Annotated in this window: 18 protein-coding genes; 9 read left to right on the top strand and 9 right to left on the bottom strand. The window is 62.4% G+C overall.

The annotated features are described in order from the left end of the window. Positions 1-14: 14 nt before the first annotated feature. Genes HMPREF2734_RS01900 through HMPREF2734_RS01875 form a run of 6 tightly spaced genes read left to right on the top strand, consistent with a single transcriptional unit; the run spans position 15 to position 5,036 of the window. Positions 15-1,463 carry a threonine/serine exporter ThrE gene (locus HMPREF2734_RS01900; RefSeq protein WP_246816760.1) on the top strand — a complete coding sequence of 483 codons (1,449 nt, stop codon included), beginning with the start codon at positions 15-17 and terminating at the stop codon, positions 1,461-1,463. Positions 1,464-1,521: 58 nt separating this feature from the next. After that, the gene (locus tag HMPREF2734_RS01895) at positions 1,522-1,896 is read left to right on the top strand and encodes a hypothetical protein (RefSeq protein WP_070568762.1); all 375 of its coding nucleotides are present in this window, start codon (positions 1,522-1,524) and stop codon (positions 1,894-1,896) included. Next, on the top strand, positions 1,896-3,173 hold the full coding sequence (locus HMPREF2734_RS01890; protein WP_070568759.1) for an alpha,alpha-trehalose-phosphate synthase (UDP-forming): 1,278 nt from the start codon (positions 1,896-1,898) through the stop codon (positions 3,171-3,173). Before HMPREF2734_RS01895 ends, HMPREF2734_RS01890 begins: the two co-directional genes overlap by 1 nt. Further along, positions 3,170-3,571, top strand: coding sequence for a YajG family lipoprotein (locus HMPREF2734_RS01885; protein WP_070568756.1), 402 nt, complete (start codon positions 3,170-3,172; stop codon positions 3,569-3,571). The genes HMPREF2734_RS01890 and HMPREF2734_RS01885 overlap by 4 nt, the downstream gene beginning before the upstream one ends. Further along, the gene (locus HMPREF2734_RS01880) at positions 3,565-4,272 is read left to right on the top strand and encodes a trehalose-phosphatase (protein WP_070568754.1); all 708 of its coding nucleotides are present in this window, start codon (positions 3,565-3,567) and stop codon (positions 4,270-4,272) included. Before HMPREF2734_RS01885 ends, HMPREF2734_RS01880 begins: the two co-directional genes overlap by 7 nt. Continuing rightward, complete coding sequence (locus tag HMPREF2734_RS01875) at positions 4,254-5,036, top strand: CE1 family esterase (RefSeq protein WP_070568751.1); 783 nt, start codon at positions 4,254-4,256, stop codon at positions 5,034-5,036. Before HMPREF2734_RS01880 ends, HMPREF2734_RS01875 begins: the two co-directional genes overlap by 19 nt. Here HMPREF2734_RS01875 and rlmB read toward each other — a convergent pair. From rlmB to HMPREF2734_RS01845, 6 genes are all read right to left on the bottom strand, one after another. Further along, the gene (gene rlmB, locus HMPREF2734_RS01870; RefSeq protein ID WP_070422501.1) at positions 4,999-5,931 is read right to left on the bottom strand and encodes a 23S rRNA (guanosine(2251)-2'-O)-methyltransferase RlmB; all 933 of its coding nucleotides are present in this window, start codon (positions 5,929-5,931) and stop codon (positions 4,999-5,001) included. The genes HMPREF2734_RS01875 and rlmB overlap by 38 nt on opposite strands. Positions 5,932-5,934: 3 nt before the next feature. Continuing rightward, positions 5,935-7,293, bottom strand: a complete 1,359-nt coding sequence (cysS, locus tag HMPREF2734_RS01865; RefSeq protein ID WP_083284732.1) for a cysteine--tRNA ligase — start codon at positions 7,291-7,293, stop codon at positions 5,935-5,937. A 5-nt stretch (positions 7,294-7,298) separates the two neighbouring features. After that, the gene (gene ispF / locus HMPREF2734_RS01860) at positions 7,299-7,784 is read right to left on the bottom strand and encodes a 2-C-methyl-D-erythritol 2,4-cyclodiphosphate synthase (RefSeq protein WP_070422499.1); all 486 of its coding nucleotides are present in this window, start codon (positions 7,782-7,784) and stop codon (positions 7,299-7,301) included. Then, entirely contained in the window at positions 7,781-9,256 is a 1,476-nt protein-coding gene (locus HMPREF2734_RS01855; protein WP_070568748.1) for an HNH endonuclease signature motif containing protein, read from the bottom strand. The genes ispF and HMPREF2734_RS01855 overlap by 4 nt, the downstream gene beginning before the upstream one ends. A gap of 99 nt (positions 9,257-9,355) precedes the next feature. Continuing rightward, positions 9,356-10,078, bottom strand: a complete 723-nt coding sequence (gene ispD, locus HMPREF2734_RS01850; RefSeq protein ID WP_070568745.1) for a 2-C-methyl-D-erythritol 4-phosphate cytidylyltransferase — start codon at positions 10,076-10,078, stop codon at positions 9,356-9,358. A gap of 9 nt (positions 10,079-10,087) precedes the next feature. Beyond that, entirely contained in the window at positions 10,088-10,666 is a 579-nt protein-coding gene (locus tag HMPREF2734_RS01845; protein ID WP_070450262.1) for a CarD family transcriptional regulator, read from the bottom strand. Positions 10,667-10,823: 157 nt separating this feature from the next. Here HMPREF2734_RS01845 and HMPREF2734_RS01840 point away from each other — a divergent pair, with 157 nt between their 5' ends. Then, the gene (locus HMPREF2734_RS01840) at positions 10,824-11,363 is read left to right on the top strand and encodes a hypothetical protein (protein ID WP_070422495.1); all 540 of its coding nucleotides are present in this window, start codon (positions 10,824-10,826) and stop codon (positions 11,361-11,363) included. A 118-nt stretch (positions 11,364-11,481) separates the two neighbouring features. Further along, positions 11,482-12,846: a DNA repair protein RadA gene (radA, locus tag HMPREF2734_RS01835; protein ID WP_070568743.1), complete on the top strand. Its 1,365-nt coding sequence runs from the start codon at positions 11,482-11,484 to the stop codon at positions 12,844-12,846. A 10-nt stretch (positions 12,847-12,856) separates the two neighbouring features. Here the strand turns inward: radA and HMPREF2734_RS01830 are convergent, their stop codons facing one another. Next, complete coding sequence (locus HMPREF2734_RS01830; RefSeq protein ID WP_070568739.1) at positions 12,857-13,537, bottom strand: hypothetical protein; 681 nt, start codon at positions 13,535-13,537, stop codon at positions 12,857-12,859. A gap of 9 nt (positions 13,538-13,546) precedes the next feature. Further along, positions 13,547-14,167, bottom strand: a complete 621-nt coding sequence (locus tag HMPREF2734_RS01825; RefSeq protein ID WP_070568736.1) for a carbonic anhydrase — start codon at positions 14,165-14,167, stop codon at positions 13,547-13,549. A 133-nt stretch (positions 14,168-14,300) separates the two neighbouring features. Between HMPREF2734_RS01825 and HMPREF2734_RS01820 the strand changes: the two genes are divergently transcribed. Further along, positions 14,301-15,053, top strand: coding sequence for an HhH-GPD family protein (locus tag HMPREF2734_RS01820; RefSeq protein WP_371440405.1), 753 nt, complete (start codon positions 14,301-14,303; stop codon positions 15,051-15,053). On the opposite strand, the gene HMPREF2734_RS11485 is transcribed toward HMPREF2734_RS01820, so the two are convergent. After that, complete coding sequence (locus HMPREF2734_RS11485) at positions 15,032-15,202, bottom strand: DUF4236 domain-containing protein (protein ID WP_083279432.1); 171 nt, start codon at positions 15,200-15,202, stop codon at positions 15,032-15,034. The genes HMPREF2734_RS01820 and HMPREF2734_RS11485 overlap by 22 nt on opposite strands. Positions 15,203-15,204 lie beyond the last annotated feature (2 nt).

Below are 15,204 nucleotides of genomic sequence, written 5' to 3'. Positions count from 1 at the left end.
ATAGTGTGGCCTGTGTGGAAAAGAGATTGTGGGGAAAGCTCAGAGGTTCGCGCCAACGCTTAGCGACGATCGACGCTGCCCGCACCTCTCCTCCCCCATCCGTCCTCGCCCCGATCAACCTGACCGACCCGACAGAGGTCGCCGCGGTGATGAACATCGCCGCCCGCATCGGCGAGATCCTCATCGCAAACGCCACTACATCCGCGGATGCGATCAAGCAGATCCACACCGTGTGTTCGTCGTACGGCCTGCACTACGTGCACGTATCCATCACGGTGAACACGATTACGTTGAACACCATCATCGGTGTGGACCACCGCACCCCAGTCAACGTGTTCCGCGTGGTCACCATGATCAGCGAGAACTACCACAAACTGCAGGAAGTGGACCGCCTGATCCGCTCGATCCGCTCAGGCGCAACACCGCCTGAGATGGCGGAGAAGATTCTCGACGAGATCGACAACGCCCCCATCCCTTACCGCAACACCCGCAACTTGGCCGGCTGGACTGTGATGGGTTTCTTCGTCGCCATGCTGCTCGGCGGCGATTTGCTGCTCATGTTCTTCGGCGGCCTGACCGCGTTTCTCATCATGGGCTTTTCCAAGTTGCTCTCCCGTGGCGGGTTGCCCGGGTTTTTTCACAATGTGATTGGTGGGTTCGTCGCCACGCTGCCCGCTGCAATCGCCTATGACTTTTCCGCCTCGATCGGGCACACGATCAACCCCAGTCAGCTGATCGCAACAGGCATCATCGTCCTGCTTGCAGGTTTGACGCTGGTGCAATCGCTTCTCGACGGCGTCACCGGGTCCATGGTCAACGCCTCCGCCCGCTTCTTCCAAGCCATGTTGGGCACCGGCGGCATCGTCGCAGGCGTCGCCGCTGGCGTGCAGGTTTCCGAGCTGGTCGGGATGCCACTGCCACCAGTCGAGGTGCTCCCAGCTGATGCGGCGTACAACAACGTGTGGCTGACCACCTTCGGTGGTGCGATGGCGGCCGCTGCCTTTGCGGTGTGTTGCTTTGCGGAACGAGCCGCTGTGCTGCTGTCCTTCGTCACCGCAGCGACAGGTTCATTCATCTTCTACATCGTGCTCACTCCGCTCGGCGCTGGCCGACTGTTGGCTATCGCGGCGTGTGCGGTCGCCGTCGGCTTGGCCGGCGGTCTCATTTCCCGTCGCTTCCTGATCAACCCGGTGATCACTGCTGTCGCCGGCGTGACCCCGTTCCTGCCCGGTTCGTGGATCTACCGCGGCATGTACGCGCTGATGAACGAGCAGCTCCTGCTCGGCATGATGAACCTGCTGACCGCGATCGGCACCTGCCTCGCCCTAGCCGGCGGTGTGGTGTTCGGCGAGTGGCTGGCCCGCCGCATCCGTGCCCCACAGCTCTACGTGCCGTACGAGGCGTTTAGGCGCGCTGGCCGGCTGACTTTCCAGCAGATTCGTCGGGTACGGCGCCGTCGTTAAGCAGGTGGCGTAGAATGATGGGGCTTTAGCTGTCGTTCTTGCAAGGAGGAACCCCCAAGTGCCACCTAAGATCACCGATTCGCGCCCCACCGCCGAACAAACGCATGCCGTTGAGGAGCAAACTGCGTCGGGCGCCCGTCGGATCGTGGCCACTTACGCTGAGGACTTCCTGGACGGCGTAACGCTCATGTCCATGCTGGGTGTCACCCCGCAGGGCTTCGTGTACAAGCGCTACGTCGAGGACCTGGAGCAAGCAGCGGAAGAGGAAGCGCCGAAGAAGGCGACCAAGAAGAAAGCCTCGAAGAAGAAGGCGTCCAAGAAGAAGGCCACCAAGAAGAAGGCGACGAAGAAAAAGTCCACCAAGAAGGCAGTGAAGAAGGCTGCCAAGAAGACTGCTAAAAAGTCGACGAAGAAGACCGCCAAGAAGGCCTAATGGGTAGCAACGAGTTCCTCGTCGTGGCCAACCGCCTGCCTGTAGACAAGGTGGGCGACCATTACGAGGTCTCCCCTGGCGGTTTAGTCGCAGCCCTCGCACCGGTACTGCGCTCCCGTGGGGGCTGCTGGGTGGGATGGCCTGGCAATACCAGCGCAGAACTCGAACCGTTTGAGTTCAACGGCATCTCGCTGGTCCCCGTGTGCTTGGATCAGGACGACTTCGAGGGCTTCTACGAGGGCTTTTCCAACTCCACGTTGTGGCCGCTGTACCACGACCTCATCGTCACCCCCGAGTACAGGCAGGAGTGGTGGGAGCGCTACGTCGCCGTCAACGAAAAGTTTGCGCGGGCGACCGCCAAAGCCGCTGGCAAAAACGCCACGGTGTGGGTGCAGGACTACCAGCTTCAGCTCGTACCGGGGATGCTGCGCGAACTACGCCCCGACTTAACCATCGGCTTTTTCCTGCACATCCCGTTCCCGGCACCAGCGCTGTTCCAGCAGTTGCCGTGGCGCGACGAGATCCTCTCCGGCCTGTCCGGCTGCGACCTGATCGGTTTTCAGCGCACCACGGACGAAGAGAACTTCCGCCTGCTCACCACCGATATTCGTACTGGCACCTTCCCCATTTCTATTGATGCGGATGAGGTGCAGGCGGCGACGGAGTCGTCGATACGCACACTGCGCAATTCGCTCGGCAACCCGAAGCACGTGCTGCTGGGCGTGGATCGGATGGATTACACCAAGGGCATCCTGCAGCGACTGCTGGCGGTCGAGGAACTGCTGGAGGAAGGCGAACTCGACGATATTGCCGTGGTGCAGTTGGCTACGCCGTCGCGTGAACGCATCGAGCACTACCGCAAGACCCGTACGGAAGTTGAGCAGGCGATCGGGCGTATCAACGGCCGCTTCGGCCAGGTCGGCCGCCCGGTCGTGCACTACATCCACCGCGGGGTGTCCAAGGACAAGCTGGGTACCTTTTATGCAGCGGCCGACATCATGCTGGTTACGCCGTTCAAGGACGGCATGAACCTCGTGGCCAAGGAGTACGTCGCCGCACACCCGAAGGGCGACGGCGCGCTTGTGCTTTCCGAGTTCGCAGGCGCTGCAGTCGAACTCAACCAGGCCTACCTGTGCAACCCGTTCGACCTGGGGTCCGTCAAGGCCGCGATTGTGGCCGCAACCGACCCCGACCCGGCACGCATGCGGGCGATGCACGACTGGGTCATGGAACACGACGTGACCCGCTGGGCGCAGGACTTCTTGGAGGCGTTGTGAAGCGCGCGCTGCTGCTCGCCCCTGTGATGCTGCTCGCGGCGTGTTCGAGCCCGCAGCAGTGGCACGTCGTTGGCGTATACACCGACCCAGAGGCGCCCGTCGCGCGCAATACCGGCGGCGCATCCGTCACCTTTTCGGGTTCGTCGTTTTCCGGCACCACCGGCTGCGCTGAAGTGTCCGGCGAGTTTGAGGGCGACGACACTGTCCGTTTACGCGATGTCACCGTCGGCGACCCGGGCGACTGCTCCGGCTGGGCCCGCCACATGCACGACCAGTTGGCGCCACTGCTTCACGACGACTCCGAGTTCACCGTCACCCGCCCAACCGACACCGACCTTGTGCTCACCCTGCTCAGTGACGCCGTGGATGCCCCGGCCGTTAAACTGCGCACATGGTGATTGCTCAGGCCGAAACGTTGTTGGTGTGCCTCGACTTCGACGGCACGCTTGCTGAACTCAACCCCGACCCCTACGCGGTCACAATGCATCCGGCGGCCGAGGACGCGATCCGTCGCCTTGCTGCTCTCCCCGGCACCGAGGTTGCAATCCTGTCCGGCCGCCACCTCGACGGTCTGCGCCAGGTCCTGCCTTCCGGCCTCAATGTCACGCTCGTCGGCTCCCATGGTGCCGAGCCCGGGCCCACGCTTGACGACGACTCCCGCGCCCACCTCGACGACATCGAACGCCAACTGTGCGACATCGCCATCCCGCCCGCCTATGTGGAGGTGAAGCCGTATCAAAGGGTGTTGCACGTGGCGCCGGTAACGGATAAACAAGCGGCCCAGGACATGCTCGACGCCGCCGCTGCCCTGCCCGCCCGAAAGATCACACTGGGACACAATGTGGTGGAGTTTTCGGCCGTGGATATCACGAAGGGCACCTGGCTCGCTGAATACAAACGTGACTTCGCGGCCACCGTGTTCGCGGGTGACGACGACACCGACGAAACCGCCATCGCCGCCCTCGGCCCCACCGACCTGGCGGTAAAGGTCGGCGACAAACCCTCGCTGGCGTCGCGTCGCGTCGCAGATGTTGACGCCATGGCTGAGCTCTTGGCGGAACTCGCCGACGAAAGGGAAGCATGGAACGCCTCTCGCTAGAGCACCAGGGACGCACTCGCACCTGGACCGCCGTCGAAGGCGACCCCGACACGCTCCTGCTGGTGCTGCACGGCTCGCGCCAATCCGGCAACGTGATGCGCAACTTCACCGACCGCACCTTTGAAACCCTCGGCGCGACCGTGGCCTACCCGGACGGTGTGGAACACCACTTCAACGACCTGCGCACCGGTTTCAACGAGTCCGCACGCCGCCTGAACATCGACGACGTCGGCTTTTTACGGAAGGTCATCGCTCACCACGCCCCGCGCCGCGTGATCGGTATCGGCTTTTCCAACGGCGGCCAAATGGTCATGCGCCTCCTTTTCGACGCCCCCGGCCTCCTCGACGGCGCCGCCACCTTCGGCGCCTCCATGCCCGTCGAATCCAACACGTGTGTTGGCACTTCCGATTATCAGCCCACCCCGCTCGTTTCCGTCCAAGGCACCGCCGACCCGCTCGTCCCCTACAACGGCGGCGAAGCCGGGATCGGCGGCAACAACCGTAGCCAGACCCGTTCCGCAATCAACTCTGCGCAGTTCTTTGCGGAACTCAACTCGTGTGGGTGGCGGGGGTCGTCGACAAGCGGTGCCCTGCGTATCGACGACTGGCACGGCCCCGCCCCCGTCCGCCTCATCACCATCGACGGTTTCGGCCACATGGTGCCGGTCGCCAAACCGCTCGACGCGCGGCTTGGGCCCGGCACCGACGAGATCACCGGCGGTGAGGTTATTCAGCGATTCTTCTTTGACGAGCGAACTCACTAAGCACCACACCCGCCGCCACCGACGCATTAAGGGACTCCACCCAATCCGTCATCGGCACCGACATGATCACGTCGCAGTTCTCGCGCACCAGGCGTGAAATGCCCTTGCCTTCGGAGCCAACCACGATCACTACCGGGCCCGTGGCCTGGTCAAACGTGTCCAGGGTGTGCTCGCCGCCCGCATCCAGGCCGACGACCGTGTAGCCGTTGTCCTGGAACTTCTTCACCGTGCGAGTCACGTTGGTCACGCGCGCCACCGGCAACTGCGCCGCCGTACCCGCCGACGTCCGCCACGCCACACCCGTGACCTGCGCCGAACGCCGTTCCGGGATGATCACGCCGTTACCACCGAACGCCGCAGTCGAACGAATCACCGCACCAAGATTGCGCGGATCCGTAATGTTATCCAGCACCACAAACATGCCGGGGCCATCCACCGACTCCAGCAGGTCATCCAGGTCAGCGTACTTGTACGGCTGGATCTTCAACCCAATGCCCTGGTGCAGGCCGTTACCGGTCATCGCATCCAACTGCTGACGCGGCACTTCCTGCACCGGAATGTTCTTGCTGTTCGCCAGCGCAACGGCCTCGCTCAGACGATCATCGTGGCCGGTGCCCTGCGCGACGAACAACGCCTCCGACGGCACCTTCGCCTTCAGACACTCAATGACCGGGTTGCGGCCCACCACCAGATCCGCCACCTCACGGTCGTGCCGGCCCTGCGCGCGGCGCTTCTGCTCCAACTTGCGCTTATGCGCCGCGTGGTAGACGCGATCCTCAGCCTTCGGCGTCGCACCCTTGCCCTTCAGGCCACGGCGACGCTGCCCGCCAGAGCCCTTCGTTGGGCCCTTCTTGTTCTTCTTCTGTACGTCACGACGCTGATACGGTTTCGCCATCGTCTACTCCTTTACCTGCCACTGCGGCCCCTCGGCCGTGTCGGTCACTTCAATTCCCGCACGCGCCAACCGGTCGCGCACCTCGTCCGCCGTGGCCCAATCCTTCTCCGCACGCGCGGTCGCACGGCGTTCCAGTTCAGCTTCCACCAGCACGTCTAATGCCTTGCTATTGCCATTGCTTGACGACGACGGCCACGCCCCCGGATCAACACCCAACACCGCCGCCATCGCACGCACCTGCGCCGCGATCGGGGCCGGATCGGCTGCCTTATTGCCCTCGCGCACAAGGTTGTGGATTTCTGCGAGGGCTTTCGGGACGGCGAAGTCGTCGTTAAGCGCCTGCTCAAATGCCTCAGTCCACGTCGACGGCTCCGGCATACCAGCGCGCTTCACAAACTCCTCGATGCGCCTAAAGCCGGCCGCAGCTTCCTTGAGCGCCTCCGGCGAATACTCCAACACGCTGCGGTAATGCGCCGAACCAAGGTAGTAACGCAGCTCGACCGGGCGTACCTCCTCCAGCATGTTGTCGATGGACAGCACATTGCCCAGGCTCTTCGACATCTTCTCGCCAGCCATGGTCACCCAGTGGTTGTGCATCCAGTACTGCGCGAAATCATCGCCCGCCGCATGCGACTGCGCCTGCTCGTTCTCGTGGTGCGGGAACTGCAGGTCAAGGCCACCACCGTGGATGTCAAACGTGCCACCCAGGTACCACGTGGACATCGCCGAGCACTCTAAGTGCCACCCCGGACGCCCATCGCCCCACGGGGTCGGCCAACTCGGCTCGCCCGGTTTCGCCGCCTTCCACAACGCGAAATCACGTGCGCCACGCTTGCCCGCGTTCGACGTCTCCCCCTGCTCCATCTCCTCAACCTTGTTGCCGGAAATCGAGCCGTAATCGCCGCCCGCCTTCACCCAAGCGTCAACGTCGAAGTACACCGAACCGTCCGCTGCATAGGCGTAGCCGTTATCAATCAGGCGCTGCATGTAATCGACCATCTGCGTCACATGCCCAGTCGCCCGCGGCTCCACCGACGGCGGCAACACACCAAGCGTGTCGTACGCACGGGTGAACTCACGCTCGTACGTGGACACCCACTCCCACCAGGGGCGATTGTGCTCGTCTGCCTTGGCGAGAATCTTGTCGTCAATATCCGTAACGTTGCGCACAAACGCGACGTCGTTGCCCTTCGCCGCAAACCAGCGACGAACAATATCAAACGCAACACCCGAACGCAGGTGGCCAATATGCGGCTTCGCCTGCGGAGTGGCGCCACACAGATAAATCGAAACGTGGCCAGGATTCACCGGCTCGAAGTCTCGCAGCGTGCGGGTCTTGGTGTCGAAAATACGTTGATTCACGCCGTTTATCCTACGTTGCCGTTCAATTCCACCAACGCAGTGGCAATCGCCGCCCGGCCCTCACCCGAACCAGTGAACCCCATGTGGTCCGTCGTCGTCGCCGACACCGACACCGGAGCACCCAAAGCCTGCGACAACACCCGCTCCGCTTCCTCCCGCACCGGGCCCATCTTCGGGGTCTGCCCAATCATTTGTGCAGAAACATTGACGACGGTGTGGCCGTGGTCGTCGACAAGCGCACGGAGCTCCTCGAGCAACTGCACCCCTCGGACCCCGTCATACTCCGGGCGGCCGACCCCGACGAACGAGCCGAGATCCCCAAGGCCCGCCGCCGACAGCACCGCGTCCACGATCGCGTGGCTGACAACATCGCCATCTGAATGACCTTCGCAACCATCCTGGCCCTCGTGCAGAATTCCGGCGATCCAGCACTCCTTCCCGGCCTGGATCTGATGGGCATCGAAGGCAGTACCAACTCGCAGATTCGTCATGGACTGAACACTACCCACTCCGGGGACGCCGAGTCGCATTCTTCGAAGCCCTCGCGCTCCAGTTCGAGGTCGCGCAGGTGTCTCTTCAGCGAGGCGAGGAGTTCCGGCGTAATCTCCGGCATCTTCTCCGGCGCATACTCGAATTTGCGGCCAAACTTATCCTCCAGCGTGGTGATCGTTTCCACGCAGGCTTCCCAGTCGTAGTCCTTTTCGTACTGCTCCACCGCCGAGTGACACCGGGCGTTGAACTCCGCACTGTCGCGGCGCCGCTTCCGACGCTGTTCCAGAGTGGACTTCCACCGCGGGTTTTCACCTTCGGCGAGATACTCGACGATGAGGCCGTCGGGTTCGCTGACCTGGAAGGTGCCGTCGTCAAAAAGCCAGACGATTTCGCCCGTGACGTGATCGACCACGTAGGTAGCGCGGCGGTCCGTCTTGATGTTGTGGTGACGCTGGCACAGACAGAACAGGTTCGACGGCGTCGTTTTGCCGCCGTTGCCGTAAGGAATGCGGTGGTCGAGCTGGCAGCGCTTCGCGGCAACGTTGCAACCCGGCCAACGGCAGGTACCGTCGCGGGTTTGCACGAACGCCTTCATTGCTTCGGTGGGCACATAGGCGTCAGTCTCGGCATGTTCAGCCTCGTCGAGGTCGATGACCTTCACCTTGGCGGTTTCTTTGAGCGCGTCGATGACTTCCGTGCCGTCTGCCCCCGACCAGCCGAAGCCGGGAACGAAGTAGCCGGCGCCTGGGGTCTTCGGCGAAAACACGTGCAGCACCAACTGAATCGACGAGTGCTGCTGGCCGGTGAGGATCATCTGCAGTGCATCGTCACGACTGAGCTTGTGTTCCTTCGCGACGGCACCGACATACATATCCATCAGACCAATCGTTGCCGAGTCGCCAGAGATATTCAGACCGGCATCCCCGTCGTCTTGGCCATAGAACACGCCTTGGCAGGAGCCGAATGGCGCATCTTTTGCTTTCTTGCGAGCTTTCGTTTTCTTCGGGCTTGGTGCCAACTTCGCATCAACCTGCTTGATCCGGTCCCGCAGGCGGCGCTTTAGCGACGTCGCCGATGGCAACTCCATCCCGGCGGAACGCGGCGTGAACACCTTGACTAGGTAGTCGTCGAACTCAGCCAACACTTCGGGTGTGGCGAGATCGTTCAACCGGTTTAGCACGGTCTCGATTGCGCTAAGGCGCGTGATATCTAGCCGTCGCATATCAGCCTGCATTTGGCGTAGTTTCGGCAGGTCTGCCAAGACGCTATACCCAAGAATTCCGCTTTCAGCCCAGCTCACGGTACGGCCGGCGGCGCTTGCGATGCGCTGGCTTACCAGTTCGAAGTCGTCGATAATCGCACCGGGCTCAGCGTAAGCGTGAAAGATACTGTATTCCGCGTCTCGCATCGCTTGACCTGCAACACTGACCTGGTCGCCCTGACGTTCTGTTGCGAAGTATCCGGTAGACATTGTCCCCCCTTTCGATCTTTCAATCGAACATACATGCCACCACCGCGACAATGCAAGGGTTTTTCGAAACTTTTTAGATAATTCGTTCGAACACTCTAGCTAGTTGCCGGGGATCTCGAACACGGTCGGCTCGGCCTCATCGGTAATGCTTTTCGCCAGGCGAAGATCGATCGGGGTGGTAATCTTGAACGCCATCGGATCGCCCTGAACTGTGGTGACGGGGGCGCCGTACCACTCCATTAGAGACGCGTCATCAGTTGCCACGAACTCGGGCGACTGCTCAAGGTAAGCACGGTTGGCGGCACGCAATTGGCGCAGGTCAAAGCCTTGCGGTGTCTGTGCGGCCCGCAAACGGCTGCGGTCCAGCGTCGCCTCCACCGCATTCACCGCACCCCCACTGACCTGTTTAATGGTGTCCGCGACAGGTACAATCGGCACCACCGCGGGCGCGCCATCGAGCACGGCACGGGCCACGCGGGCAATCATGCCGGGAGGGGTGAGGGCGCGGGCGGCGTCGTGGACGAGCACGCAGGCGTCGTCAAGCGAAATTGCTTCGAGCGCTGCGTAGATGGAGTCCGCGCGCTCCGCACCGCCATGCACAAACTGCACGTCGTGCCCCCGCAGGCACTGTCGGGCGTGCTCCTCCATGGCAGGGCTGATGACGACGACCACCTGGTCCACAATTTCGGAGGTTTCCATCGCGGTAACGGAACGCTCCAAAAGCGTGCGCCCGCGCAACGGGACGTACGCCTTAGGCACCTCAGCGCCCAGCCGGGTGCCCTGACCTGCTGCGGCAACAACCGCTACAACACGGCGGTCCAAGGGCTCGTCTTACTCGTCGTCGAAAGAAAGCTCGTCGAGGTCAACATCATCTTCGGCGTCAACATCGCCCGGCGCCTCGGAGATACCGGCCTTGACCTGCTCGTCGATGATCTTCTGGATCTCGGCTTCCATCTCCTCGACCTTCTTCTCATCGACAGGCTCTGCAAGCGCGAGCTCGCCGACGAGAATCTGGCGAGCCTTGCCAAGCATGCGCTTCTCACCAGCAGAAAGACCCTTGCCCTGGTCACGGCGCCACAGGTCACGTACAACCTCGGCCACCTTATTAATGTCGCCGGAGGCAAGGCGCTCCTGGTTCGCCTTGTAGCGACGAGACCAGTTGCCGGCCTCCTCAACATCCGTCTCACGCAGCACGGAGAACACCTTCTGCAGGCCCTCCTCGTTGACTACGTCACGCACACCGACAAGCTCGGAGTTCTTTACGGGCACGCGAACCTCAAGGTCTGAGTGGAGAATCTGCAGCACCAAGAAGTCCAGCTTCTCGCCGCGCATCTCACGCTCTTCGATGTCGGCGATACGCGCCGCGCCGTGGTGCGGGTAAACGACCACTTCTCCGACCTTGAATTCCATAAACGCTCCTTGGTGCTCCCGGCGAAGTTTTGACCCCACAACCCTACCACCGCCTTCAAAGCTCCGAATAGGGGATAAAATGGGAAAAGTTGCTGTCTAGGCGCTAAAGTATTCCAGAGAATAACCTTCGAAACCGTTTGACTATGGAGGACCCCACGTGAAGTCCCTGAAGCAGGTAGCCGTTATCGCTGCCGCTGGCTGCGCATCCTTGGCCCTTGTTGGCTGCTCCGCTGGCCAGATTACTCAGACCTCGAACCAGGTCGCTGCTGTGGATGGTGCCAGCGCCGCAACCGAGAACGGCGAAGTTGCTGTGCAGGATGTCACCGTCGTCTTGGCTGAGGACGGCAAGGCTGCCCTCAAGTTCACCGCGACGAACCAGGACACCTCCATGACGGATCACACGTTGAAGTCCGTCACCGCTGGTGGCAACACCGTCAAGATCGCAAACAACAACACGATTAAGTACAACTGCGTGTTGGTTGCTGATTCCGCCGAGGGCCTCGAGCGCCTGCCGCAGGATGACGCGAACTGCATCAGCTACACCGCTACCTCGCTGGCTAACGACGATTTCGCGTACGGTGGCAACGTCCCGGTCACGTTCAACTTTGACACCGGCTCCATCGACGTTGTGGCTACCGTGTCTGCCCCGCACCTCGTTTCGGGCCAGGTTGACCGCGAGACTGGCGCGAAGCACTAAGAGCTTTTCGCTTATCGACGAACACATGCCGCTGGGTTAACCAGCGGCTTTTTCGTTTTCGAACACTTTTCGAACACTTGCAGGCTCCGTGTCGTGGGGGTGTTATACGGTGTCGCACATGGCTAAGAAACCTCGCGTGATCCACACGTGCTCCGAATGCGGCTACTCTTCCCCGAAGTGGCTCGGCCGCTGCCCTGAGTGCGGGTCGTGGGGAACGTTGCAAGAAGAAGCGCCGGCTGCGGTTTCCGCAGGTCCGGTAAAGACGTCTGCGCTGACACCGACGTCGCCAGCGACCCCGATCACGAAGGTGAACGCGACTGCGACGCGCACGTTGCCCTCTGGCATCCGGGAACTCGACCGGGTGTTGGGTTCCGGTGTCGTGCCGGGGTCGGTGGTGCTGATGGCCGGTGAGCCGGGCGTGGGTAAATCGACGCTGTTGCTTGAGGTGGCATCGCGGTGGGCGGCGATGGATGGCCGCAAGGCGCTATACGTGACTGCTGAGGAATCTGCAGGCCAGGTCCGTGCCCGTGCTGAACGCACCGATGCGTTGAAAGACACGCTGTACTTGGCGGCGGAGTCGAACCTCGACGTGGTGTTTGGCCACGTCCAGCAGGTCAACCCCTCGCTGCTCATTGTGGATTCGGTGCAGACGATGCACGCCGCAGGTGTGGAAGGCGTTGCGGGTGGTGTGGCGCAGTCCCGTGCGGTTACTGCGGCGCTGACCACGTTGGCAAAGACAACCAATTTGCCGATCATCCTGGTGGGGCATGTGACCAAAGACGGCAACGTGGCCGGTCCGCGGGTGCTCGAGCACTTAGTAGATGTGGTGCTGAACTTTGAGGGTGACAGGCAGTCGTCGCTACGCATGCTGCGTGGAATCAAGAACCGTTTCGGGGCGACGGACGAGGTGGGGTGTTTCGAGCAGACCTCCGGTGGCATCCGAGAAGTGCCTGACCCGTCGGGATTGTTTTTGTCCCACCGCGGGAAGACTCCGGACGGTTCTGCGGTCACGGTGGCGATGGATGGCGTCCGGCCGATGCTGGCGGAAGTCCAGGCACTTACCGTCGATCCGGTGAATAAGAGCCCGCGACGCGTGGTCACGGGCTTGGATTTCAACAGGGTGCCGATGGTGCTCGCTGTCCTGCAGGCACGCTGCGGGCAGCGCACGAATGACAAGGACGCGTACGTAGCAACCGTTGGCGGTGTGAAGATCACCGAAACAGCAACGGATCTTGCGGTCGCGCTGGCTACATGGTCGAGCCTGCACGAAACACCGCTGCCGCCGAAGACTGTGGTCATCGGCGAAGTGGGCCTCGCGGGTGAACTACGAAGGGTGCCTAACCTCGGACGCCGCCTGCAGGAGGCGGCGAGGTTGGGATACGAAAACGCGATCGTGCCCAGCGGAGAACTCGAACCGGTCGAGGGAATGCGGGTCAGTCAGGTCTCTACGCTCGGGGAGGCGATCGCGCTGTTAGCTAAATAACTACAAGAAACTAGGTGATGTTGAAGGGGGCTGCTTCCGAAGCATTGTCGCCGATGACCGTGTGCAGGAAGTAGGACCCCGGCTCGATCGCGGGACGGTCATCACACTTACCCGGCTGAGATACGGTGCCGGACCAGCGAGCCTGGTAGCCCTGCTTCTCCCCCGCCTTGTAGGTCTGGGTGCCGGACACGACGGGCTGGTAGCAGTCGGTGTCTGCCCACATGCGCTCGTTGGTACGCATGTCGTACACCTCGAAGCGCAGGATGTTCTCGTCAAGGTCGATGACGCAGTCGGTGTCGGTCGGGTTTTCCACTTCCATGTAGAACACCGGCTCGGTGCCTGCGGCGTAGGACGGCTGGTTCGGCAACGCCTTGATCCGTAGGTCCTTGAGTTCGCATGCGCCAGTGCGGGCCGGTGCGGCCTCAACACTGGAAGGTTCCTCGGACGGGGATGCGGATGCAGACTCCGAAGCAGATTCCTCAGGCGCGGCGACGGTCGGCTCGGTAGCCACGGTCGGGTTCACGGTTTGCTCGGTGGAGGTTTCGGTTGCCCCATCCGATCCGGATCCGCCGCTGCGGGCCATGGCGGAAAGCGCCCAGACCAGCAACGCCACAACCACGAGGAGGATGACGAGGGCCGCGACGCGGCGACGTATGTAGATCTCCGGGGGCAATGGGCGCTGGTTCGACATGCTTATAACTTAATCGCCGAAGTTTTCGTAGGTGGTCTCGACACGGCCGTCCGAGAGACGGTAACGCGCACCAACCACGCCGATGCGGCGCGCTTCCAGGCCGGCAACAACGGCGGGGATGCGGGCGACCAAGTGCTCGGCGCCGTGGCGGGCGTGGGCTTGCTCGACCTGTTCGCCGCGCTTTTCGGCCTCGACGATGGAGGGGGCGATCTTCTCCACGAACAGGCGGGTCAGGCCGTGCGGGATCTCGCCGGACTCGAACGCCTGGACTGCGGAGCCGACAGCGCCGCACTTTTCGTGGGACAGGAACAGCACGAGGTCCACGCCGAGGCCGTCGACGGCGAACTCCACGGATGCGGAGACAGCGGAGTCGACGCAGCCGCCGGCGGTGCGGATGACGAAGATGTCGCCGAAGCCGGCGTCGAAAAGCAGCTCGACGGGCACGCGCGAGTCAGAACAACCGATGACACATACGGCTGGGTTCTGGCCGGAGGTGAGCTGCTGGAGTGTTTCGGCGTCGCGGTGCGGGGCGACGGTGTTGCCGGTGGCGAATCGCTCGTTGCCTGCGCGAAGCAGGTCCCACACTTCGCGCGGGGAGGTAGCGGCCTGGAGCTCTGTTGCATTAGTCATACCGGCTATTGTGGCACGCATTGTGCAGAATATTCGCCCAAATCAGATAGTTGATTGGTATCGCGCCAACGCGCGGGATTTGCCGTGGCGCAAACCGGGTACGTCACCGTGGGGTGTGCTGATCAGCGAGGTCATGAGCCACCAAACTCAGGTGGAGCGTGTTGCCCCCATTTGGTTGGAGTGGATTGAGCGCTGGCCGACTCCGCACGATTTTGCGCAGGCGCGTATCGACGACATCCTGCGCGCCTGGGCCAACCTCGGCTACCCACGGCGGGCGTTGAGGTTGCGGGAGTGTGCACGGGTGATCGTCGATAAGCATGGTGGCGTTGTGCCGGACGATGTGGACGCGCTGCTGGCACTGCCGGGCATTGGAGATTACACGGCGCGGGCGGTGGCGTGTTTCGCCTACGGGAAGAACGTGCCGGTTGTGGACACGAATGTGCGTCGCGTGGTGGCGCGTGTGGAACGCGGCCAGGCGCTGGGGGTGCCGGGGAAGAAGGAAATCGAGGAGGTTGCGCACCTGCTGCCGGAGGACAACGGTCCCGAGTTTTCGGTCGGCCTGATGGAGCTTGGTGCGCTGGTGTGCACCGCGAAGGCACCGAAGTGCGATGCGTGCCCGGTTGCGCAGGATTGTGCCTGGTTGGCGGCGGGCAGGCCGGCGCCTGAGGAGGGGCAGCGGCGGCCGTCGCAACGTTTTGAGGGCACGGATAGGCAGGTGCGTGGCAAGATTATGAAGGTACTGCGCGAGGCAGATTCGCCGGTTGAGCAGGCGATTATCGACGCCGTCTGGCCCGACGACGCCCAACGCTCACGCGCACTGTTCTCACTGTTGGAGGACGGCCTCGCCGAGCAGGATGAGCGCGGTTACTTCCACTTACCGCGGTAGGTCAGCCCACCCGGCAGCTTGATCCACACGCCGCCACGCGAGTTGATGGTCACTGGCCCGACGCGCTTGGAGGCGGAAACGCCCGAACCGGAGTAATTCAGCCAGCTGTCCTTGCTGAGCTTCTGGCGCTTACGAAACTGGAATCCCATAG

The organism is Corynebacterium sp. HMSC055D05, assembly GCF_001810365.1.
Classification (GTDB): Bacteria; Actinomycetota; Actinomycetes; order Mycobacteriales; family Mycobacteriaceae; genus Corynebacterium; species Corynebacterium coyleae.
Note: the sequence above shows the minus strand (reverse complement) of the source record. Positions and strands in the feature narration are given on the sequence as shown.